At 65.1% G+C, this 20,821-nt stretch carries 19 protein-coding genes; 7 read left to right on the top strand and 12 right to left on the bottom strand.

What is annotated here, in order from left to right:
- Window positions 1-6 precede the first annotated feature (6 nt).
- Together ugpA and ugpB are read right to left on the bottom strand one after the other, a co-directional pair.
- Window positions 7-888 (bottom strand): sn-glycerol-3-phosphate ABC transporter permease UgpA, encoded by an 882-nt coding sequence (gene ugpA, locus DES47_RS20190; protein WP_133702537.1) that lies wholly within the window; start codon window positions 886-888, stop codon window positions 7-9.
- Between the two features lie 122 nt (window positions 889-1,010).
- Complete coding sequence (ugpB, locus tag DES47_RS20185) at window positions 1,011-2,324, bottom strand: sn-glycerol-3-phosphate ABC transporter substrate-binding protein UgpB (protein ID WP_133702536.1); 1,314 nt, start codon at window positions 2,322-2,324, stop codon at window positions 1,011-1,013.
- A 393-nt stretch (window positions 2,325-2,717) separates the two neighbouring features.
- Between ugpB and DES47_RS20180 the strand changes: the two genes are divergently transcribed.
- Window positions 2,718-6,617 (top strand): DUF3683 domain-containing protein, encoded by a 3,900-nt coding sequence (locus DES47_RS20180; RefSeq protein ID WP_133702535.1) that lies wholly within the window; start codon window positions 2,718-2,720, stop codon window positions 6,615-6,617.
- A gap of 223 nt (window positions 6,618-6,840) precedes the next feature.
- On the opposite strand, the gene DES47_RS29030 is transcribed toward DES47_RS20180, so the two are convergent.
- The 3 genes from DES47_RS29030 to DES47_RS20165 all read right to left on the bottom strand — a co-directional run bounded on the left by DES47_RS29030 (window position 6,841) and on the right by DES47_RS20165 (window position 9,114).
- The gene (locus tag DES47_RS29030) at window positions 6,841-7,173 is read right to left on the bottom strand and encodes an REP-associated tyrosine transposase (protein WP_208115063.1); all 333 of its coding nucleotides are present in this window, start codon (window positions 7,171-7,173) and stop codon (window positions 6,841-6,843) included.
- Between the two features lie 76 nt (window positions 7,174-7,249).
- Window positions 7,250-7,963: a LamG-like jellyroll fold domain-containing protein gene (locus DES47_RS29420; protein ID WP_133702534.1), complete on the bottom strand. Its 714-nt coding sequence runs from the start codon at window positions 7,961-7,963 to the stop codon at window positions 7,250-7,252.
- A 152-nt stretch (window positions 7,964-8,115) separates the two neighbouring features.
- A complete protein-coding gene (locus tag DES47_RS20165; RefSeq protein WP_133702533.1) occupies window positions 8,116-9,114 on the bottom strand; it encodes a Bug family tripartite tricarboxylate transporter substrate binding protein in 999 nt (332 codons plus the stop codon).
- 56 nt (window positions 9,115-9,170) lie between these two features.
- On the opposite strand from DES47_RS20165, the gene DES47_RS20160 reads away from it, so the two are divergent.
- Window positions 9,171-9,608 carry an HIT family protein gene (locus DES47_RS20160; RefSeq protein WP_133702532.1) on the top strand — a complete coding sequence of 146 codons (438 nt, stop codon included), beginning with the start codon at window positions 9,171-9,173 and terminating at the stop codon, window positions 9,606-9,608.
- A gap of 11 nt (window positions 9,609-9,619) precedes the next feature.
- Here the strand turns inward: DES47_RS20160 and DES47_RS20155 are convergent, their stop codons facing one another.
- Complete coding sequence (locus DES47_RS20155) at window positions 9,620-11,644, bottom strand: M13 family metallopeptidase (RefSeq protein WP_166652094.1); 2,025 nt, start codon at window positions 11,642-11,644, stop codon at window positions 9,620-9,622.
- A gap of 220 nt (window positions 11,645-11,864) precedes the next feature.
- Between DES47_RS20155 and DES47_RS20150 the strand changes: the two genes are divergently transcribed.
- Together DES47_RS20150 and DES47_RS20145 are read left to right on the top strand one after the other, a co-directional pair.
- Entirely contained in the window at window positions 11,865-12,281 is a 417-nt protein-coding gene (locus DES47_RS20150) for a gamma-butyrobetaine hydroxylase family protein (RefSeq protein WP_133702530.1), read from the top strand.
- A gap of 68 nt (window positions 12,282-12,349) precedes the next feature.
- On the top strand, window positions 12,350-13,483 hold the full coding sequence (locus DES47_RS20145) for an FAD-dependent oxidoreductase (protein WP_133702529.1): 1,134 nt from the start codon (window positions 12,350-12,352) through the stop codon (window positions 13,481-13,483).
- Window positions 13,484-13,499: 16 nt separating this feature from the next.
- Here the strand turns inward: DES47_RS20145 and DES47_RS20140 are convergent, their stop codons facing one another.
- The 3 genes from DES47_RS20140 to DES47_RS20130 are packed head-to-tail and all read right to left on the bottom strand — an operon-like array spanning window position 13,500 to window position 16,672.
- The gene (locus DES47_RS20140; protein ID WP_166652093.1) at window positions 13,500-14,255 is read right to left on the bottom strand and encodes a TylF/MycF/NovP-related O-methyltransferase; all 756 of its coding nucleotides are present in this window, start codon (window positions 14,253-14,255) and stop codon (window positions 13,500-13,502) included.
- A 58-nt stretch (window positions 14,256-14,313) separates the two neighbouring features.
- On the bottom strand, window positions 14,314-15,111 hold the full coding sequence (locus tag DES47_RS20135) for a hypothetical protein (protein WP_133702527.1): 798 nt from the start codon (window positions 15,109-15,111) through the stop codon (window positions 14,314-14,316).
- A 49-nt stretch (window positions 15,112-15,160) separates the two neighbouring features.
- Window positions 15,161-16,672 (bottom strand): glucosamine inositolphosphorylceramide transferase family protein, encoded by a 1,512-nt coding sequence (locus DES47_RS20130; protein WP_133702526.1) that lies wholly within the window; start codon window positions 16,670-16,672, stop codon window positions 15,161-15,163.
- 286 nt (window positions 16,673-16,958) lie between these two features.
- On the opposite strand from DES47_RS20130, the gene ubiE reads away from it, so the two are divergent.
- Complete coding sequence (gene ubiE, locus DES47_RS20125; RefSeq protein ID WP_133702525.1) at window positions 16,959-17,690, top strand: bifunctional demethylmenaquinone methyltransferase/2-methoxy-6-polyprenyl-1,4-benzoquinol methylase UbiE; 732 nt, start codon at window positions 16,959-16,961, stop codon at window positions 17,688-17,690.
- A 42-nt stretch (window positions 17,691-17,732) separates the two neighbouring features.
- Here the strand turns inward: ubiE and DES47_RS29020 are convergent, their stop codons facing one another.
- The 3 genes from DES47_RS29020 to DES47_RS20115 are packed head-to-tail and all read right to left on the bottom strand — an operon-like array spanning window position 17,733 to window position 18,510.
- On the bottom strand, window positions 17,733-17,921 hold the full coding sequence (locus DES47_RS29020; protein WP_208115062.1) for a hypothetical protein: 189 nt from the start codon (window positions 17,919-17,921) through the stop codon (window positions 17,733-17,735).
- Window positions 17,894-18,214 carry a hypothetical protein gene (locus tag DES47_RS20120; protein ID WP_208115061.1) on the bottom strand — a complete coding sequence of 107 codons (321 nt, stop codon included), beginning with the start codon at window positions 18,212-18,214 and terminating at the stop codon, window positions 17,894-17,896. The genes DES47_RS29020 and DES47_RS20120 overlap by 28 nt, the downstream gene beginning before the upstream one ends.
- On the bottom strand, window positions 18,211-18,510 hold the full coding sequence (locus tag DES47_RS20115; RefSeq protein ID WP_133702524.1) for a nucleotidyltransferase domain-containing protein: 300 nt from the start codon (window positions 18,508-18,510) through the stop codon (window positions 18,211-18,213). Before DES47_RS20115 ends, DES47_RS20120 begins: the two co-directional genes overlap by 4 nt.
- A 436-nt stretch (window positions 18,511-18,946) precedes the next feature.
- Between DES47_RS20115 and DES47_RS20110 the strand changes: the two genes are divergently transcribed.
- Window positions 18,947-19,936, top strand: a complete 990-nt coding sequence (locus DES47_RS20110; RefSeq protein WP_133702523.1) for an EpsD family peptidyl-prolyl cis-trans isomerase — start codon at window positions 18,947-18,949, stop codon at window positions 19,934-19,936.
- 14 nt (window positions 19,937-19,950) lie between these two features.
- The gene (gene epsE, locus DES47_RS20105) at window positions 19,951-20,805 is read left to right on the top strand and encodes a polysaccharide export protein EpsE (protein WP_133702522.1); all 855 of its coding nucleotides are present in this window, start codon (window positions 19,951-19,953) and stop codon (window positions 20,803-20,805) included.
- The last annotated feature ends 16 nt before the right edge of the window (window positions 20,806-20,821 follow it).

The raw sequence follows: 20,821 nt of genomic DNA, 5'->3' as shown, positions 1-20,821 counted from the left end.
TGCGCATCAGTACTGCACCTTCTTCTCGACGAAGCGGAACTGGGCCACCGTCAGGGCCACCACGATCACCATCAGGATCACCGACTGTGCGGCCGAGCCGCCCATGTCAAGCGCCTTGAAGCCGTCGTAATAGACCTTGTAGACCAGGATGGCGGTGTCCTTGCCCGGTCCGCCCTGGGTTGATGCGTCGACGATGGCAAAGGTGTCAAAGAAGGCGTACACCACGTTGATCACCAGCAGGAAGAAGGTGGTCGGCGAGAGCAGGGGGAAGATGATGGTGCGGAATCGATACCAGGGCGAGGCGCCGTCAATGGCGGCTGCTTCGATCAAGGACTTCGGCACGCTCTGCAGGCCGGCCAGGAAGAAGAGGAAGTTGTAGGAAATCTGTTTCCACACGGCGGCCATCACGATCAAGGCCATGGCATGGTCGCCATTGAGCATGTGGTTCCATTCCATGCCGAAGAACTGCAGCGCGTAGGCCACCACGCCCATCGGCGAGGCGAACATGAACAGCCACAGCACGCCGGCCACCGCTGGCGCTACCGCATAGGGCCAGATCAGCAGCGTGCGGTAGACACCGGAGCCCTTGATCACGCGGTCGGCCATCACGGCCAGCAGCAGGGCCAGGCTCAGGCCGCTCACCGCCACCAGCACCGAGAACAGGGCCGTGGTCTTGAACGAGGCCAGATAGGTGTCGTCTGCCCACAGGCGCCGGAAGTTGTCGAGGCCGACGAACTCGGTGGTGGTGCCGAAGGCGTCCTGCGTCAGCACGCTCTGGTACAGCGCCTGACCGGCCGGCCAGAAGAAGAACACCAGCACCACCGCCATCTGCGGGGCCACCAGCAGCCATGGCAGCCACCATGATTTGAATCGGACGCGTTTTTCCATGATGGGGCAGGTCGCTCAGAACAGTATCGTCAAGGAGGCAGGGGCCATCGACAGGGCAAAAGGAACAACACCCGGCGCTGCAGCAGGCCGGGTGTCGATCCTGTCTTGCCGTCGGGCTCAGGTCAAGGCTTGTTGGCCTTCTGGAAGCGTTCCAGATGCTCGTTGCCGCGCTTCACCGCAGCGTCCAGCGCTTCAGCGGCCGTCTTCTTGCCGCTCCAGACGCCCTCGAGTTCCTCGTCATTGATGGTGCGGATCTGCACGAAGTTGCCCAGGCGGATGCCGCGCGACTTGTCGGTCGTCTTGCGAATCATCTGGTCAACCGACACATCGGTGCCCGGATTCTGCTTGTAGAAGCCCGACTTCTCGGTCAGTTCGTACGAGGCCTTGGTCAAGGGCAGATAGCCGGTGCGCTGGTGGCTCTTGGCGGCCTCCTCGGCCTTGGACAGATGGGCGAAGAACTGGGCCACGCCCTTGTACTCGGCATCCTTCTTGCCCGACATGACCCACAGGCTGGCGCCGCCGATCACGGTGTTCTGGGGGGCGCCCGGCACATCGTGGTAATAGGGCAGGGCGGAGATGCCTGCAGCGAACTTGGCATTGCGCTTGATGTTGCCGTACAGCGCCGAGCTGCCCGTCGTCATCGCGCACTCACCCGACACAAAGGTCGCGTCGGCCGCATTGCCGCGGCCCTTGTAGACGAACAGGCCCTGCTTGGACATATTGGCCAGATTCTCGATATGGCGCACATGCAGGGGGCTGTTGAAGCTCAGGCGGGTGTCCATGCCGCGCATGCCGTTGCCCTTGGTGGCGAACTCGACGTTGTGCCAGGCGGAGAAGCTCTCCAGCTGCGTCCAGCTCACCCAACTGGTCGTGAACGGGCATTTGTGGCCGCTGGCCTTGAGCTTGGCGGCGGCCAAGGTCACCTCCGACCAGGTCTTGGGCGGGCTGTTGGGGTCCAGGCCGGCGGCCTTGAACGCGTCCTTGTTGAAGTGGAACACGGTGGTCGAGCTGTTGAACGGGAAGCTCAACATCTGGCCATTGGGCGCCGTGTAGTAGCCGGCCACGGCAGGCACATAGGCATTGGCGTCAAAGGTGACGCCGGCCTTCTTCATCACCTCGCCGACCGGCACGATCGCGCCCTTGCTGGCCATCATCGTGGCGGTGCCCACTTCGAACACCTGCAGGATGTGCGGCGCATTACCGGCACGGAAGGCGGCGATCGCGGCCGTCATCGACTCGTCGTAGCTGCCCTTGAAGGTCGGCACGATCTTGTAGTCCTTCTGACTGGCGTTGAAGTCCTTGGCCAGGTCATTGACCCATTCGCCGAGGGCCCCGCCCATGGAGTGCCACCACTGGACCTCCACTTGGGCCTGGGCGGTGGTGCTCAGGCCGGCGGCCAGCAGGGCGGTGATCAGGAAGCGCGGTTTCAAATTCATGGTGTCTCCGTTGGATCGCGGGGGCGATTGGAACATATCGAACAAAGGCAAGACCTTGCCTAGAACAAACGTGCAAGCGTACTGAGCATTTGTGACAGTTCTGTTTTTGTCATGCCATGGACCCGGGCACAAGAGGACTTCCCCTCAATGCCGAGTCGCCAAGCGGGGTTGATCTTCGGCCCGAGCGGGCACAATTGCAAATTCGGCCTGTCGCGGATGCGCGTCAAGGCCCGTCCACCAGGACCTTGCCGCCACCTCGCGTCAAGGCCATGACGGCCCAATAAAAAGGCCTTGTCTCGCTGGAGAGAGTGCAAATGTTGCACTGCGGTAGGATTTGATGCACACCGGTGCTGCGCCGGTGTTTTTATCTGGTTCCATAGGCTCACCGACTTCATGAATGCACCTCTCCCGCTGATGGCTCAGGAACCGTCGTTCACGCCCCACGCGGCCTCGCCCCGACTGCGCGAGATTCCCTACAACTACACGTCCTTTTCCGACCGCGAGATCGTCATCCGCCTGCTCGGCCAGCGTGCCTGGGCGGTGCTGGACCATCTGCGCGAGGAGCGCCAGACCGGCCGCTCCGCACGGATGCTGTACGAGGTGCTGGGCGACATCTGGGTGGTGCAGCGCAATCCCTATCTGCAGGACGACCTGCTGGACAACCCCAAGCGCCGCCGCCAGCTGGTCGATGCCCTGCATCACCGCCTGGGCGAGGTCGAGCGCCGGCGTGCGCCGGCCGACTCGGCCCTCGGTGCGGCCGAGCGCGATGCCCATGTCGGTGAGCTGCTGCAGCTGGCCAGTCAGGCGGTGGAGCGATTCGCCAAGGGCTTTGACGAGGTCGCCGCCCTGCGCCGCCGCACGCAGAAGGTGCTGGGCAAGGTCACCAAGAGCGACAACATCAAGTTCGACGGTCTGAGCCGTGTGGCCCACGTCACCGATGCCACCGACTGGCGCGTCGAATACCCGTTCGTCGTGCTCACCCCCGACAGCGAGGCCGAGATGGCCGCGCTCGTCAAGGGCTGCATCGAGCTGGGCCTGACCATCATTCCGCGCGGCGGCGGCACCGGCTACACCGGCGGCGCCGTGCCGCTGACCTGGAACAGCGCCGTCATCAACACCGAGAAGCTCGAGGCGATGAGCGGCGTCGAGATGCTGCGGCTGCCGGGCCTGGACAAGGAAGTCGCCACCGTCTGGACCGAGGCCGGTGTGGTCACGCAGCGCGTCTCCGACATTGCCGATGCCAACGGCTTCGTCTTCGCCGTCGACCCGACCTCGGCCGAGGCCTCGTGCATAGGCGGCAATATCGCCATGAATGCCGGCGGCAAGAAGGCCGTGCTGTGGGGCACGGCGCTGGACAATCTGGCCAGCTGGCGCATGGTCACGCCCGAGGCCAAGTGGCTGGAAGTGACCCGCATCAACCACAACCTGGGCAAGATCCATGACGCCCCGGTGGCCAGCTTCGAGCTGCGCTATTTCGATGCCTCGGGCAAGAAGCTGGAGCGCACCGAACGCCTGGACATTCCCGGCCGCGTGTTCCGCAAGGAAGGCCTGGGCAAGGACGTCACCGACAAATTCCTCGCCGGCCTGCCGGGCATCCAGAAAGAGGGCTGCGACGGCCTGATCACCAGCGCGCGCTGGGTCGTGCACCGCATGCCGGCGCACGTGCGCACCGTCTGCCTGGAGTTCTTCGGCAATGCCAAGGACGCCGTGCCCAGCATCGTCGACATCAAGGACTATATGTTCGCCCAGGCGGCCTCGGGCGGCGCCATCCTCGCGGGTTTGGAGCACCTTGACGACCGCTACCTGAAGGCCGTGGGCTACGCGACCAAGAGCAAGCGCGGCGGCCTGCCCAAGATGGTCTTGGTCGGCGACATCGTCGGTGATGACCCCGATGCCGTGGCCAGGGCCACGTCTGAAGTCGTGCGCCTGGCCAATGGCCGTGCCGGCGAGGGCTTCGTGGCCGTCAGCGCCGATGCGCGCAAGAAGTTCTGGCTCGACCGCAAGCGCACCGCCGCGATCGCGCGCCACACCAATGCCTTCAAGATCAATGAAGACGTGGTCATTCCGCTGCCGCGCATGGGCGAATACACCAACGGCATCGAGCGCATCAATATCGAGCTGAGCCTGCGCAACAAGCTGCAGCTGATCGACAAGCTGGAGGACTTTTTCGAGGCGGGCGGGCTGCCGCTGGGCAAGAGCGACGATGCCGGCGACATTGCCTCGGCCGAGCTGCTGGAGGACCGCGTCGCCCAGGCGCTGACGCTGCTGCGCGAGACGCGCACCCAGTGGCTGTTCTGGCTGACGCATATCGACGACGCCCCGGCGGCCGGTTCGCCGAGCTACTTCGATCAGCTGCAGGACCACACGCTGCGTGCCTCGTGGAAGACCCAGGTGCTCAGGCCCCTGCAGGAGATCTTCGCCGGTTCAGCTCTGACCCCCATCGTCGACGCCTGCAGGAAGATCCACCAGGAGGTGCTGCGCGGCCGCGTCTGGGTGGCGCTGCACATGCATGCCGGCGACGGCAATGTGCACACCAACATCCCGGTCAACTCTGACAACTACGAGATGCTGCAGGCGGCGCATGGCGCCGTGGCCCGCATCATGAAGCTGGCACGCAGCCTGGACGGCGTGATCTCCGGCGAACACGGCATCGGCATCACCAAGCTGGAGTTCCTGACCGACGATGAGCTGTCGGGCTTTGCAGGCTACAAGGCCAAGGTCGATCCGGAAGGGCGCTTCAACAAGGGCAAGCTCTTGCGCGGCGGCACGGAGTTTGCCGACCTGACCAATGCCTACACGCCCAGCTTCGGGCTGATGGGCCATGAGTCGCTGATCATGCAGCAGAGCGATATCGGCGCGATCAGCGAAAGCATCAAGGACTGCCTGCGCTGCGGCAAGTGCAAGCCGGTCTGCGCCACCCATGTGCCGCGCGCCAACCTGCTCTACAGCCCGCGCAACAAGATCCTCGCCACCTCGCTGCTGGTCGAGGCGTTCCTGTATGAGGAACAGACGCGCCGCGGCATCTCGGTCAAGCACTGGCAGGAGTTCGAGGACGTGGCCGACCACTGCACCGTCTGCCACAAGTGCCTGAGCCCCTGCCCGGTGAAGATCGACTTCGGCGACGTGACGATGAATATGCGCAACCTGCTGCGCAAGATGGGGCAGAAGAGCTTCCGCCCCGGCAATGCAGCGGCGATGTTCTTCCTCAACGCCACCAATCCGGAGACGATCAAGTTCGTGCGTGCCGGCATGGTGGGCGTGGGCTTCAAGGTTCAGCGCCTGGCCAATGACCTGATGCGCCGCCTGGCGCGCAAGCAGACCAGCGCGCCGCGTGCCACCCTGGGTGCCGCACCGCTGAAAGAGCAGGTGATCCACTTCATCAACAAGAAGATGCCGGCCGGCCTGCCGACCAAGACGGCGCGTGCGCTACTGGACATCGAGGACAAGGACTACGTGCCCATCATCCGCGACGCGGCGCGCACCACGGCCGAAACCGAGGCGGTGTTCTACTTCCCCGGCTGCGGCTCGGAGCGCCTGTTCTCGCAGGTCGGCCTGGCCACCCAGGCGATGCTGTGGCATGCCGGCGTGCAGACGGTGCTGCCGCCCGGCTATCTGTGCTGCGGCTACCCGCAGCGCGGCTCGGGCCAGTTCGACAAGGCCGAGAAGATCATCACCGACAACCGGGTGCTGTTCCACCGCGTGGCCAACACACTCAACTACCTGGACATCAAGACCGTGGTGGTGAGCTGCGGCACCTGCTACGACCAGCTGCAAGGCTATGAATTCGACAAGATCTTCCCCGGCTGCCGCATCATCGACATCCACGAGTACCTGCTGGAGAAGGGCATCACCCTGACGCCCGGCGCCACGTACCTGTACCACGACCCCTGCCACAGCCCGATGAAGCTGCAGGAGCCGATGAAGACGGTGAAGGCCCTGGTCGGCGACTCGGTGACCAAGAGCGAGCGCTGCTGCGGCGAGAGCGGCACCCTGGGTGTGACCCGCCCCGACATCAGCACGCAGATCCGCTTCCGCAAGGAAGAGGAACTGCGCAAGAACGAGGCCGCGCTGCGCGAGTCGGGTGCCGTCGGCGTGAAGGAGGACATCAAGATCCTCACGTCCTGCCCCAGCTGCCTGCAGGGCCTGACCCGCTACGGCAACGACCTGCAGAACGGCCTGCTGGAGGCCGACTACATCGTCGTCGAGATGGCCCGCAAGATTCTTGGCGAGGACTGGATGCCCAAGTACATCGCGATGGCGAACAACGGCGGCATCGAGCGCGTGTTGGTGTGATGTGTTGGCCCCCGGATTGCATCCGGGGTCACCTCTCCCCAAACGCCCCATCAACATCCGCGGCGAGGCCCCAATCCTCCGTGTACACCCCCATCAGCACATACCGGTGAAACGACGAATGCGGCCAATCAACAGCCCGCGTCACCCAACCATGCTTCACCGGGTTGTAGTGGATGTAGTCGATATGCCTGGCCACATCCGCCTCATCACGCAGCGTGTGTTCTCAGTAGCGCCGCTGCCAAAGCTTGAACCCACCGTCGGGCCGCTCCGCCAGCGCCACTCCAGCCAGCCTCAAACCCTGCGTGAACCCCGCCTTGATCGCCTTCCAGCGGGTCGGGTAGTCACTATCAGATTCGGGCAGCGTCCAGACGCAGTGCAGATGCTCGGGTAGCACGACGATGGCGTCTGTCGTGAAGGGCAGTTGCTGCTGCACCGTGCGCATCGAGTCACCCAACAACGCGACGTGATCGGTCAGCGTTGAAGCCTGCCGATCAGCCAGCGTGACGGTGAAGAAGTAGCTCGCACCCGGCAGGCGGTTGCGGCGGTAGAGCACCATGGCGGCATCGTAGCTCCCCGGATTGCATCCGGGCTACATATTCGCCGTAGCCCGGATGCAATCCGGGACAACGATCTCAGCCCCGCTTGCGGCGCCGCGCCATCGCCAACACGCCGGCCAGGCCGGCCAGCATCAGCGCATAGCTCTCGGGCTCCGGCACCGCTGGTGCCAGCGTCGCAATCTCCTGGGCCGATAGGGCGGTGCTGTAGATGGCGATGTAGTCCACCGAGCCGGCCGAGGCTTCGCCGCCAACCGCATTGTCGTCAATGAAGAAGCGGGCGGTGCTGTTGGCGGTGCTGAACTTGGCCAGGCCGCCGGCGTCGTTGAAGCTGAGCTGCAGCACGCCGTTGACGTAGCCGGAGAAGGTGCCAGCGGCGTCACGTGACAAGGTCACGCGCACTTGCTGGCCGTCGGCGAAGGCGCCGTTCGGGCCGCTCCAGCCGTTGTAGAAGTTCAGCGCCGAACTCAGGTTGTACAGGCCGGTATCGCTGGCGCCGGCCTTGAAGTCGACGATGCGGCGATAGCCGCCGGTCGAGTCGAACACGAAGCTGGTGTCAATCGTGTAGACATCTTGCGCCACGGCGTTGTCCACCGCCAGGCCTTGATTGGCCGCAAAGCTGTAGCTGCTCGCGCCCAGGGTGCCGCCAAAGCTGGTCAGCGCCGGGCCGCCCAGGCTGTCGGCGTAGCTGTTGTTCAGTTCGTACAGATGGGTCGGCGTGGTGGCCTGCGCCGCGGCGGCGCTCAGGGCCAGCAGGGCGAAGGGGATCAGGTGCTTGGGGGATGCGTTCATGGCGTGTTCCGGTACTGCGGTTCGATCGCGCTGACCTTAGCAGCAGGGGCGCGTCAAGGGCACCCCCGAAGCGAGGGTGCGGGGGGATAGGAGTCCCGGATTGCATCCGGGCTACGAAGACCGTGTAGCCCGGATGCAATCCGGGGGCGGCACTACTCCGCCGACAACTTCCGTTCCCGTATCAGCCCGTGCCAGAACGTTGTCTCCTTCTGCACAAACGCGGCCAACCCGGCGGCATTCGACGGAGCCACCTCAAGGCCGAAGTCCTCCAGCCGTGCCTTCACCTCGGGCGTGTTGATGGCCTTGGTCAGCTCGCCGCTGAGCTTGGCGACGATGTCCGGCGGCGTGCCCTTGGGCATGAACAGGCCCTGCCAGGCGGTCACTTCCAGATCCTTGAAGCCCAGTTCCTCGAAGGTGGGCACATCGGGCAGGGTGGCCAGGCGCTTCTTGGACATCACGGCCAGCGCCTTGAGCTTGCCGGAGCGTATCTGCGGCAGGCCGGCGGCGGTGTCCACCACCGTCATCGGCACCACGCCGCCGATGACGTCCTGCAGCGCGAAGGCCGTGCCGCGATAGGGCACGTGGACGACGAAGGTCTGCGAGCGGTCCTTCAGCAGCTCCATCGCCAGGTGATGGGGGCTGCCGATGCCCGGGGAGGCATAGCTGAACTTGCCCGGGTTCTTCTTGACCTCGTCCAGCCACTGCTTCGCGCTGGAGAAGCCGGCGCCGGGGTTGACGGCCAGGATCAGCGGAAAGCGCGCCATGAAGCCCACCGGCACCAGGTCCTTGGGATCGTAAGGCAGCTTCTTGTACATGGCCGCGTGGAACACCATCACGCCGTTGTCACCGCTGACGATGGTGTAGCCGTCGGGGGCCGACTTGGCCGCCGCGTCGGTGCCAATGATGCCGGCCGCGCCCGGCTTGTTGTCGATCACAAAGGTCTGGCCCAGCTGCTTGCCCAGTTGGGGTGCGAGCTGGCGGGCCAGGAAGTCCGAGCCGCCGCCGGCCGGGTAGGCCACCACCCAGCGGATCGGCTTGGCGGGCCAGGTGTCGGCGCGGGCCGCGAGCGGCAGCAGGGCGGCGAGGCCCACTGCTGCGATCAGCAGGCGGCGGCCGACCGGTTGTAACGTTTGGCGACGAGATGTTGTCATGAGGGGCTTCCCTGGAGCGCTAAAGTCGCAGGATCTTAGCGAGCATTCAAAGCGATATGGCCCAAGGCGATCACCTGCAAGGTTGCGAACTGTGCGAGAGCCCCGGCGGCTTCGTCGTGGTGCAGACACCGATGCTGCGCGTGCTGCGCATCGAAGACGTCAGCTTCCCGGCCTTTTACCGCATCGTCTGGGCGGCCCACCGCGCCGAGTTCACCGACCTGAGCCCGGCCGAGCGCGGCCTGTGCCTGGAGGCGGTGGCCCGCGTCGAGATGGTTTTGCGCGAGCACCTGCGCCCGACCAAGATCAACCTTGCCTCGCTGGGCAATATGGTGGCCCATCTGCACTGGCATGTGATCGCCCGGTTCGACTGGGACAGCCACTTCCCGCAGCCGATCTGGGGTCAGGCCCAGCGGGTGGTCGAGCCGCCGGCGGTGAGCCGGCTGGCGCTGCCGCTGTTCGAGCTTGATCGGAATGTGGCGAATGCGTTTGGGTGAGTTTGGGTGTATCACCACACCGTGATCGGATCCCCCGCCACCATCGCGTCCCCGGCCTTGCACGAGAAGGCCTTCGCAAACGCCGGCAGGTTCGACATCGGCCCCAGCACCCGGTAGGGCGCGGGCGAGTGCGAGTCGGTGCGCAGCTGGTTGATCAGCGCCTCGACGCGCTTCTTGTCACGCCAGATCAGCGCGTTCGACAAGAAGAAGCGCTGCTCGGGCGTGTAGCCCTCGATCTTGCCCGTCTTGCCGCTGCGTTTGAGCGCCCGCTGCAGGCCGTCGAAGGCCAGCGGCATGCCGGCCACATCGGAGATGTTCTCGCCCAGCGTCAGCTGGCCGTTGACGCGCTGGCCGGGCAGGGGCTCGTAGCCGCCGTAGAGGGCCACCACCCGCTCGGCGCGGGCCTTGTAGGCGGCGGTGTCCTCGGGCGTCCACCAGTCCGACAGGCTGCCGTTGGCATCGAACTGGCGGCCCCGGTCGTCGAAGTGGTGGGTGATCTCATGGCCTATGACCATGCCGATGCCACCGTAGTTGACCGCATCGTCCGCCTTGGCGTCGAAGAAGGGCGGCTGCAGGATGCCGGCCGGGAAGGTGATCTCGTTGAGCCCGCCGGCAAAGGCGTTGACGATGTGCGGCGAGGTGTTCCAGCGCGTGCGGTCCACCGGGCGGTCGAGGTCGGCCATGCGCCGGGCCACCTGCCAGGCATTGGCGCGCAGCACATTGCCGGCAAAGTCGTCGGCGCGTATCACCAGGCCCTCGTACTGCGGCCAGCGGGCCGGCGCGCCGATCTTGGGCGTCATCGCGTCGAGCTTGGCCAGCGCCCGTGCCTTGGTGGGTGCGCTCATCCAGTCAAGGCCCTCGATGCGCTGGCGCATCGCCGCCTTGATGTCGGTCAGCAGCTCCAGCGAGCGCTGCTGTGCCTCGGCCGAAAAGGCCCGCGCCACGAACAGCTCGCCCAGGCCCAGCGCCATGGCGGCCGAGCCGGTGCGGCCGCCGATCTCCAGTATCACCGCCTCGTTGCGTGGCGCCGGTGCCTTCAGCCCGGTCACCACGGCGCCCCGGTAGTCGAAGTGCGCGCCGGCAAAGGCCTTCGGCAACTGCGCGGCCGTGGCGTCCAGCACGCGCAGCTTCAGGTAGTTGCGCCAGGTGTCCAGCGGGGTGTCGGCGGCCAGCCGGCCCAGCGCTTTGGCGAAGTCGGGCTGCCCCATCAGCAGCCGCTCGACGCCGGCCTTGCGGCCGGTCAGCTCGGCCACATAGGCCGGCCAGGCAAAGCCCGGCGCCGCCTCGGCCAGGCCGGTGGGTGAGAAGGGTTGGTAATTGCCTATCGGGTCACGCATTTGCACGCGGGGCTTGGAGGCCTGGGCCAGCTGCGTCTCGAAGCTCATCAGCGCCTCCAGCTGGGCCTCGGTGGGCTGCGTGCCGGCCGCCTCCAGCAGGCGCTTGGCATAGGCGCGGTAGGCGGTCTTGAGGCGCGCGCTGTGGGCATCGGTCTTGAAATAGTCCTCGCGATCCGGCAGGCCCAGGCCCGACTGGCTCAGCACCAGCGTGTAGCGGGTGGTGTTCTTGACATCGGGCGTCACATTGGCGGCCAGCGGCGCGGCAATCTGCACCCGGTTCAGGGCGGCCAGCAGGGCGGGCAGCTCGGCGGGGCTGCGCAGCGCGTCAATGCGCGCCAGCAGCGGCGCCACCGGCGCCAGCCCGCCGGCCTCGATCGCGGCCAGGTCCATACCGCTGGCATAGAAGGCCGCTACCAGCTTCAGCCCCGGTGTGGTCTGCAACTCGGGCTTGGCGCTGAGCTCGCCCAGCGCGCGCTCCAGCAGCGCGTCATTGGCCCGCCGCAGGCCGTCGAAGCTGCCGATGCGCACCCGGTCGGGCGGCAGCTCGGTCTGGCTCAGCCAGCGGCCGTTGACGAAGGCATAGAAGTCGGTGCAGGGCGAGACCTCGTCGGAGAGGCCTTGCAGGTCCAGCGCCCTTGTGGGGGTGGACAGGGCCAGCGCGGCGGCGGTGGCCGCAGCGATCAGGGAAAGACGCAGCATGGTGGGGGCACCGGTGTGGGGGAAGGCGCAGGCTAGCCCAGGTGGGTGCCTGTGGCATCGGGGGCTGTACCAGTCATCGCCCCCGACGGCATCGCGAATCGCCCGTTGCCAGTCCGCACCCGTAGCCCGGATGCAATCCGGGGCCATCCATCGCGACCCCCATCCCATGGCACTACACTGAACCCCCACCCAGCTCCACCCGCAGCGGCGAGAACCCACCATGGCCGGCCTCACCCCCAACACGCCCACCCCCACCGCCGTCACGGCGCACCAGCAGTCGCGCGTGCTGGAAGTCAGCTTCAGCGATGGCGCCAGCTTCCGCATTCCCTTCGAGCTGATGCGCGTGTACTCGCCCTCGGCCGAGGTCAAGGGCCACGGCCCGGGCCAGGAAACGCTGCAGACCGGCAAGCGCGACGTCGGCCTGACGGCACTGGAGCCGGTGGGCCACTACGCCATCAAGCCCACCTTCAGCGACGGCCACGACAGCGGCCTGTTCTCCTGGGACTATCTCTACCATCTGGGCAGCCAGCAGGCCGAGTTGTGGCAGCAGTACGAAGCGCGCCTGGCCGAGGCCGGTGTGACGCGGGATACGCCGATGGTGAAGGCCGGCGGCGGGTCGGCGTGCAGCAGCCATTGATGGCACACTGATCCGTAGCGGGCCTGACGGCCTGCGCCCTGACTGAGCACTCTTGCGACAGGAGTTCCATGGACACCGCAGCAGCCGCTATTCGACGGGACGTGATTGTTGTGGGGGCGGGTCTTGCCGGGTCAGCAGCCGCCACCGTGTTGGCCCGGCGCGGGCTGTCGGTGGCGGTCATCGACCCCTATGCCGAGTTTCCGCCGCTGTTCCGTGCCGAGAAGATCGAGCCGGATCAGGCGGCCTTGCTGCAGTCGCTGGGCCTGTTCGAAAAGGTCAGGGAGCGCACGCGCATCATTCGCGAGATCATCCATGGCCGCGGCGGGCGCGTCCTCTATCGCCGCAAGATCGAGCAGTTCGGGATCTCCTACTGCGACACCGTCAATCAGGTTCGGGCGCAGATCCCTGAAGAGGTCGAGTTCAAGGTCGGCCGGGTCGAGACCCTGACGCCCGACGCCGAACACCCTCAGGTGGTGTTGGCCGATGGCACCGTTTACGAAGGCCGCCTGGTGATTGTGGCCAGCGGCATGAACGGCAGGCTGCCCGAGCAGCTGGGCGCGCAGAAGAATATGGTGCATGACGAGTTGTCCATGGTCTTCGGCTTCATGCTGGAGCGGTCAGACGGCGAACCATTCCCGTTCGAGTCGGTCACCTACCGGCCCGATCCCAAAGCGAGCAGGGTGGACTATCTGACCCTGTTCCTGATGGGCCAGATGATGCGAGTCAACGTTTTCGCCTACTGGCCCGCCCGGGACGCCACCACACGCGAGTTGCTGAACAACCCGACGGCGACGCTTGCCCGACTGGTGCCGGGGCTCGACAAGGTGATAGGCGCCTATGTGGTGAAGGGCAAGGTGGAGCCCTTCAGGATTGATCTGTACCGCATGCAGGACTGCGCCCGGCCCGGTATGGTGCTGATCGGCGATGCCTATCAAAGCGTCTGTCCATCCACCGGCATGGGCCAGAGCAAGGTGTTGACCGATGTTGACGTGCTCTGCAATGAATTCGTGCCGAAATGGCTGGCTGCCGCCCGCCTGCCGGGCGAAGAGATTGCGGCCTTCTATGCCCACCCCCGCAAGGCAGAGGTTGATGACCAGGCGCTGAGTCGGGCCCTGTCAACGCGCCAGTGCGTGGTGTCCGATGCACTGCAATGGCGCGTCCGCCGTATGGTGCGCGCCTGGCGCTTCGCGCACGGCGTTTGAGGCTTCTGCGGCGGTGTCAATTGCCGGCCGCAGGCGCGCCTTTCATATTGACCAGGAAGGCCATGGCCTGTGGCCCTTCCCTCCAGTACTCGATCAACTCCAGCTGCGGGTTGCGCTTGAGCCACTCGCCGCAGGCCCGCTGCTCCCCATGGTCAGGGCTTCCCTTGAAGCGGAACCAGTCGTGAAAGATGATGATGGTGCCCTGGCCCACCAGATCGGTGACGAAGTCGAGCACCGGCACGGTTGATTCATACAAATCGCAGTCGATGAAGACCATGGCGGCCTGCTTCAGCTGGTGCCGGGTCTTGACCTCTCGCACCAGACTCTGGTCGTACATGCCCTTGACCGTGATGACGCGCTGCATGTCCACCCCATCGGCGGCCACGTTGGCGCGGAACTGCTGTTCCGAGCAGGCAAAGGCCCCCGGCACGTAGTCCACCTGCCGGGCGGCATCGCCCGGTGGCAGGCCCTCGAACGAATCGAAGGCGAAGTAGCGCGGTTTGGCCGCCAGCCAACTCATGAAGGCGGGCGAGTGCGGCATCTCGCCGGTCACGATCCTGCGCTGGCGCTCAATGGCGATGAAGGCCTCCGAGAACGACCCCCCCTTGTAAACGCCGAATTCCAGATAGTCGCCCTCGACCTGATTCCAGGCGATGAAAGAGGCCCCAGTATGGATGCAGCCGTTGCCCCCGGTGTAGTTGTTCTCGTCCAGCACGAAGCGGCCGAGCAGTTCGCGAATCGGTCGAAGAAGACGTTTGATGGCTTGGCGCATATCACTTCCCTTTTTGCTTGGCTGGGTGTCGATAGAGAAACGCTTCGAACTCATTGCACTACCGGCCGACGAGGCCCAGCAGCTTCTGTCTGATCGCCTTGCGCTGACCCTGCGAGAAATGTTGGCGCAACTGCAGATACAGCCAACCACGCCAGCTCAGGGCCAGGGCGGCATTGACCTGTTGCGTTCGCGTCCCGCCGAATCCCTGCTTGAACTGATTGATGCGCAGCAGCGACTCATCTTCGGTGCCGGTGTACCAGCCTCCGAAGTCATAAACCTTCTTGCCCTGGGCCTTGAAGGCAAGAATATCGCTCCAGTGCAGCAGCCGGTTCGCGCGGCCGACGTTGGCGCGTGCATCGCCGTCATCGAGGTTGCGAAACTGAGAGGCCGAATACAGCAGCGCCGCCCGGTCCTGGGTGACCACATGCACATGCCAGACCACAGTGGCGCCGCCCAGCACGGCTCGGCTGAAATGCAGGGTCGCGCCACGTGCCCGGGCCAACAGCGGGGGCAGCGCGAGGCCGGCAAGTCCCTTGGCCGCGGCGAACTCGTTGTAGAAGGCGTGGAAGCGGTGACAGACCTCATCCGACGCCAGTGGTTCGTGAATGCACTCGACAGTGGCCTTGGTCGGAGCGCGCCTGACCTGGTACTTGGTCTCGCGGTTGAGTCCTTGCAGCAAGGCTTCCTCGCTGACCTCAAGATCGAGTACCAGGGTGCTGAAAGGCGAGCCCACGGCTTCTGCAGGTACTGCCCGGTACTGGTAGAGCAGCAGCAGATCGCAGCCCTCGGGTTTGGCGATGGGGGCATCCAGCCACAACTCGGCCATGCGCAGACCGTGCTTTGGATAGGTCACCATCGCGGACGCGCGTCTGTCGGCACGGTGACGGCCGAATCCTGCGGCAAGGTCATTGGGTGCGCCACCGCGGCTGGCGACGCAGGCGATCCACCACCGTGACCTCGGCGTGCCGATTGAAGGTGTGCCAGGGCGTGGCCTGATCCCGGTTCGAAGCTTCCCAGTGCGGTTCCATCACCTCCTCGAACTCATGCTCGTCGAGGCGCAGCACACGCATGCAGTGGATGGCGCCGCCGTAGATGGATGAGCAATCCTGGACGACCCGGTACAGCTGACCATCCGCCACCCACATCGCTCCCGCAGGGCGAACCGAGCGGGCATCGATCTTGACCGGATTGAGGGCATGGGCATGCCAGGGCCCCTCGATCCGATCGGCCCAGTAGATGTGCAGCGTATCGTTCATGCTGGCCTGCTCGTCGCCGTGGCTGGCGAACATCCACAGCCGCCCCTCAAAGGCTGCAATAGTTGCATCGGCGAGTCGCTCTCCGGCAATCAGGGTGCAGCGCAAATCCCATGACAGCGGGCTGCCTCGACATTGGTAGAGGTTCAGCTTCCGGTTCTTTGAGGCGTCGGGAATCATGAACACGCGGTCTTCCTCCGCCCAGACAAAGGGATAGGCCAGATGCCAGGGTTCGACCAGGGCAATTTGCGGCGGGGAGAGGGGCTTGCCGTCGCGATCCAGCTCGATGGCACAAATATGCCCCTTGTTGCTGGCGAATGGTAGTTCCTCGAACAACAGCCACAGACGTTGCTGCAAGTGCAGCAAAAATGGGTCGGCCCAGAACGCGGTCGGTGGGGGGCAGATCTGCGCGCGCTGGCTGCCCGGGCCCTGCCTGTCCGGATGCGCCACCTGTCCGGTTTCGATCTGCCACTGATCGCGCCACATCAGCCGCTTCACGATGGCCTTGGCCAATCGATGAAGTTGTCGATAGGCCGGCAAAGCGGCCGGTATCGGCTGCACCTCGCCCCTTGTGCCCTCTGCCGCGGACGGGTATCGCGTCAGCGCACCGCGCAGCAGCGCCGGCAGCTTGGCCGCGCACTGCGCGACGCTCTGGCACAGCGATCGGTGGTCGAGGTCCAGATGGCCCTCGAACAGCAGCCGCCGCGCCCGCCCCGCCTCTATGCACCAGACCTGCGCCAGCAGGGTGGCGCCCGGGTGGCCAAGCCTCTGCCGGACGGCGCTTTCAAGGTCGAGCATCGGCAGGCCCTCGTACTCGACACACAGCAGGGGGCAACCGGCCGCGGCATCGGCCACTTCGTGGCAGCAGGCCAGATGCAGGCACTTGTTCTTATCGTCAAGTGAGTCCAGGCAGGGAATCTGGACCGGCGCGGCAGCCACAGGCAGCGATCGACCGAACAGGCGGAGGTCCAGATAGCGATACAAGCGCTCCAGGCCGGAATATTGATGCTTTGCGTGCTGAGCGCTGCTTGCTTGCGGCCCCAGCTTCAGCGGCCACGTATGGGCCAGGGCCCGGACCTGTACCCTGGTGCCCGTCCCCCATTCGGCTTCGACAGGAAGGCCGTATAAGAGGATGTCGTTGTAACCGGCGCCGATGTTGCTCATTGCGTAAGCCCCCCGCTCCAGGCCTTTGCAGACAGACCGTGCGTCCCGCCACAACTCCGGGACAGTGCGCCTGTTTGGCGCATTATGTTGTGCCGCATTCTGTGATGAGAAGCCGCCAAAGAGTCGCGCTTATTGCTTCACCCTAGGGAAAACGACTAGAAGGCTGGCGGACTTGGGGTGTGCCGGGGCTACACTGCCGCGATGCACTGGAGCGGTGATCAGCCCGGTGTCACGCGCCGGCGTTGTCGCGCCGCCGCTTTATGAATCTCCTGCAGGAAACCCATTCATGTCATCCACCCACTTCGGCTTTCAAACCGTCGATGAAGGCGAAAAAGCCCAGCGCGTGCGCGGCGTGTTCGACTCGGTCGCCTCACGCTACGACGTGATGAACGACCTGATGTCCATGGGCATGCACCGCGCCTGGAAGGCCTACACCCGTGCTGTGGCCAATCTGCGCGAGGGTGAGCGCGCGCTCGACATCGCCGGTGGCACCGGCGACCTGTCGCGCATGTTTGCCCGCGACGTGGGCGCCAGCGGCATGGTGGTGCACACCGACATCAACGAGGCGATGCTGCGCCAGGGCCGCAACCGCCTGCTCGACGAAGGCCTGGTTCTGCCCACCAATCTGTGCGATGCCGAGAAATTGCCCTACAAGGCCAACAGCTTCGACTTGGTGAGTGTTGCCTTCGGCTTGCGCAATATGACGCACAAGGAACTGGCCCTGGCCGAGATGTGCCGCGTGCTCAAGCCCGGCGGCCGCCTGCTGGTGCTGGAGTTTTCCAAGGTCGCTGCGCCGCTGCAAAAGCCCTACGACTGGTATTCATTCAACATCCTGCCCCGGCTGGGCCAATGGATCGCCGGTGACTCCCAGAGCTACCGCTACCTGGCCGAGTCCATCCGCATGCACCCCGACCAGGCGACCCTCAAGGCGATGATGAAAACCGCCGGCTTCGGCCATGTCGATGTGCACAACCTCAGCGGCGGCCTCGTGGCCCTGCACGCCGGGATCAAGTGTTGAGCCGATGATGTCCGCCCGGATGCAATCCGGGGCCTGCCACCCTCAACCGGTCGGCAAGCCTCGCTGCTCGCAGTACGCGGCCACCTTCGCTGCGAAGGCAAGCAGCAGCGGGACCATCGCATGGCCCTCGTTGAGTGCCTCGGCCAACTCGGCGGCATCGCGCACATACTCATGCACCATCCGGTTGCGCAGTTTGCGAGCGGTCAGCCAGTCGTCGGCCGAGGCCAGCAATCCCAGCTTTTCCGCCCGATCGAGGTTGTCGATGGCCGCTCCGAGGGGCTCTGCAAGCCAGCGAAGCAACTCTCCGGCAGTCGCTTGTCGCCAAGCGTGTCCTGAAGGCGGCCAAAGCGTGCCACAAAGGCATCCGTCCGTTCGGACTCGTCCAGGTTCAGCTTCAGCGCCGCTGCCCGATCGGGCGTGAACGCCTGGGCGAACAATCGCGCGTCTGTTTGCAACAGGTGGGTGGCCTCCAGCGCCACCGTTTCAAGCAGAAAGCTCAGGCGTTCTGCTGCGGCATGGCTCATAAGGCCACTCCCGTGGCCAATGCTGCTGCATGAATGGGCTGCAGGGCCGTATTCGAATCCAGCAGCACGACGTCCACCTTGCGTCCATCAAGCAGGCGTTCTGCGCGAGCGGCCAAGCGTGCCGCGCCCCAAACCTTCCGGGCAACGGGCTTGGGCGCTCGAACGAGCAGATCCACGTCTCCGCCCCGCCCCAGGTCCGACGTGCGGGATCCGAATAGCATCACCTCACAGTCGGTGCCGAGTTCGTCGGCGAACTGTGTCTTGATCGACTCACGCTGGACGACAGACAAACGCATGACCCAGTATAGGTTGGTGAACCCCTTCCAAGGCTTCACACGCCCCCACCCCCACATACACGGGGGGCAGCCACCCGGAACCTAAGTGCATGATGCCGGTCTTGCACTGGGCCACAGAAAGCCGGGCAAATGCATACGCAGGGCAGCGAGTTTGACCTAGGGTAAACCCATGGCAAAACCCGGTGCCGGTACATATTGCCGCCGGCCGCTGTCATCTATTTGTCATGGCTTTTTCGCGGCTTGGTCAGGTAATACCCGAAAACAAGGGGGTGCAGCACGCAAAACTGCTGCGCTTGAGACAAGGCTGTCACACGTCAACGCTACACTCAAGGTCTATTTGCAGGCATACAGCAGGTAGGCATGGCGGCCGTTGCCAGCAACAAGAATTCGAGCACAACCGTTTCCGGCTCTTGTCATGGAGCAGAAAGTCAAACTGATGAACGCTTTGAGAAAACATGTTCTCGCCCCCGCACCCATGCGCGTCGCGGCCGTGGCGCTGGCCTCGGCTCTGGTCTTGCTGACCGGCTGTGGCGAGAAGAAGAGCAGCGAAAAGGCCTCGCAGACCGCCGCCAAGGTCAACAAGGAAGAAATCACCGTTCATCAGATCAACTTCGTGCTGCAGCGCCAGCAGGGCCTGAAGCCCGAGCAGGCCGAGGCCGCGAGCAAGCAGATCCTGGAGCGCCTGATCGACCAGGAGCTGGCCGTGCAGAAGGCCATGGACATGAAGCTCGACCGCGACCCCAAGGTCGTGCAGCAGATCGAGGCCGCCAAGCGCGAAATCATCTCCCGCGCCTACGTCGAGCGCGTGGGCGAGGGCGCCACCAAGCCCACGCCGGAAGAGCTGCAGAAGTATTACGACGAGAAGCCCGCTCTGTTCAAGGAGCGCCGCATCTACAGCCTGCAAGAGCTGGCCATTGAAGCCAAGCCTGAGCAGCTGGCCACGCTGCGCGACAAGCTCGCCGCGGCCAAGAATATCGCCGAGTTCGTCGAGTACATGAAGGCCAATGACATCCGCTTTGCCGGCAACCAGGCCGTGCGCGCCGCCGAGCAGCTGCCGCTTGCCGGCCTGGACACCATCGCCAAGATGAAGGACGGCGAGTCGATGTTCAACGTCACCCCCACCGGCGCGCAAGTGCTGGTGCTGGCCAGCTCGCGCAGCCAGCCCGTGGGCCTGGAGCAGGCCAAGCCGGCGATCGAGCAGTTCCTGCTCAACGAGCGCAAGCGCAAGCTGATCGAGGAAGAGGTCAAGGGCCTGCGCTCCAACGGCAAGATCGAATACGTGGGCAAGTTCGCGCAGGGCGCCTCGGCACCCGCGGGCAATGCAGCACCGGCCGCTCCGGCACCGGTGGCCGTGGCACCCGCTCCGGCGGCCAGCACCGGCATGAGCGACAGCGACATCAGCAAAGGCATGGGGTTGAAGAAATGACCAACAGGACCGCAATGACCGCAAAACCGCTTCTTCACACCCTCAACCGTTCATTGCTGGCCGCCGGCACGGCCACCGCCCTGGCGCTGGCAGCTGCCGGTCCGGCTTGGGCCCAGGCCCAGACCACGGCCTCGGCCGCCTCCACCGAATACCGGCTGGGTGCGGGCGACATCGTCCGCATCTCCGTCTACCAAAACCCCGACCTCACTCTTGAAACCCGCGTCAGCGAGTCGGGCGTGGTGTCGTACCCGCTGCTGGGCTCGATCAAGATCGGCGGCCTGGCCCCGGCGCAGGCCGAGAAGGTCATCAGCGACGGGTTGAAGAACGGCAACTTCGTCAAGCAGCCCCAGGTCACCGTGCTGGTGATTCAGGTGCGCGGCAACCAGGTCTCGGTGCTGGGCCAGGTCAATCGCCCCGGCCGCTTCCCGATCGAAGTGGCTGAAATGCGCCTGTCGGACATGCTGGCCAACGCGGGCGGCATTGCCGGCGCCGGCGCCGAAGTCGTCACCGTGGTGGGCACCCGCAACGGCCAGCCCTTCCGCGCCGAGGTGGACCTGCCCAAGGTCTTCACCAGCGGCGGCCGTGGCGACGACCTGATCGTGCAGAACGGCGACGTCATCTGGGTCGATCGCGCCCCGATGGTCTACATCTACGGCGAAGTGCAACGCCCCGGCCCGATGCGCCTGGAGCGTGGCATGACCCTGATGCAAACCCTTGCCACCGGCGGTGGCCTGACCCAGCGCGGCACCGAGAAGGGCATTCGCGTGCACCGCAAGGACGCCTCGGGCAAGGTCCAGGTCGTGCAGCTGGCGATGGATGAGTCGCTGAGGGATGGCGACGTGGTGTATGTCAAAGAAAGCCTTTTCTGATCTGCTGATCTGAGGA

Origin of the sequence: Roseateles toxinivorans (assembly GCF_004362525.1) — a bacterium.
GTDB classification, from domain to species: Bacteria; Pseudomonadota; Gammaproteobacteria; order Burkholderiales; family Burkholderiaceae_C; genus Paucibacter; species Paucibacter toxinivorans.
The sequence above is the reverse complement of the archived record's forward strand: the minus strand, read 5'-3'. Positions and strand labels throughout refer to the sequence as shown.

Bases quoted from the DNA above. Each gene is read 5' to 3' on its own strand.
- DES47_RS29420 (WP_133702534.1), bottom strand. From the start codon at position 7,963: ATGAACGCATCCCCCAAGCACCTGATCCCCTTCGCCCTGCTGGCCCTG.
- DES47_RS20155 (WP_166652094.1), bottom strand. From the start codon at position 11,644: ATGCTGCGTCTTTCCCTGATCGCTGCGGCCACCGCCGCCGCGCTGGCC.
- DES47_RS20150 (WP_133702530.1), top strand. From the start codon at position 11,865: ATGGCCGGCCTCACCCCCAACACGCCCACCCCCACCGCCGTCACGGCG.
- DES47_RS20130 (WP_133702526.1), bottom strand. From the start codon at position 16,672: ATGAGCAACATCGGCGCCGGTTACAACGACATCCTCTTATACGGCCTT.
- ugpA (WP_133702537.1), bottom strand. From the start codon at position 888: ATGGAAAAACGCGTCCGATTCAAATCATGGTGGCTGCCATGGCTGCTG.
- ugpB (WP_133702536.1), bottom strand. From the start codon at position 2,324: ATGAATTTGAAACCGCGCTTCCTGATCACCGCCCTGCTGGCCGCCGGC.
- ubiE (WP_133702525.1), top strand. From the start codon at position 16,959: ATGTCATCCACCCACTTCGGCTTTCAAACCGTCGATGAAGGCGAAAAA.
- DES47_RS20165 (WP_133702533.1), bottom strand. From the start codon at position 9,114: ATGACAACATCTCGTCGCCAAACGTTACAACCGGTCGGCCGCCGCCTG.
- epsE (WP_133702522.1), top strand. From the start codon at position 19,951: ATGACCGCAAAACCGCTTCTTCACACCCTCAACCGTTCATTGCTGGCC.
- DES47_RS20145 (WP_133702529.1), top strand. From the start codon at position 12,350: ATGGACACCGCAGCAGCCGCTATTCGACGGGACGTGATTGTTGTGGGG.
- DES47_RS20180 (WP_133702535.1), top strand. From the start codon at position 2,718: ATGAATGCACCTCTCCCGCTGATGGCTCAGGAACCGTCGTTCACGCCC.
- DES47_RS29030 (WP_208115063.1), bottom strand. From the start codon at position 7,173: ATGGTGCTCTACCGCCGCAACCGCCTGCCGGGTGCGAGCTACTTCTTC.
- DES47_RS20110 (WP_133702523.1), top strand. From the start codon at position 18,947: ATGAACGCTTTGAGAAAACATGTTCTCGCCCCCGCACCCATGCGCGTC.
- DES47_RS20135 (WP_133702527.1), bottom strand. From the start codon at position 15,111: ATGGTGACCTATCCAAAGCACGGTCTGCGCATGGCCGAGTTGTGGCTG.
- DES47_RS20160 (WP_133702532.1), top strand. From the start codon at position 9,171: ATGGCCCAAGGCGATCACCTGCAAGGTTGCGAACTGTGCGAGAGCCCC.
- DES47_RS20140 (WP_166652093.1), bottom strand. From the start codon at position 14,255: ATGCGCCAAGCCATCAAACGTCTTCTTCGACCGATTCGCGAACTGCTC.
- DES47_RS20120 (WP_208115061.1), bottom strand. From the start codon at position 18,214: ATGAGCCATGCCGCAGCAGAACGCCTGAGCTTTCTGCTTGAAACGGTG.
- DES47_RS20115 (WP_133702524.1), bottom strand. From the start codon at position 18,510: ATGCGTTTGTCTGTCGTCCAGCGTGAGTCGATCAAGACACAGTTCGCC.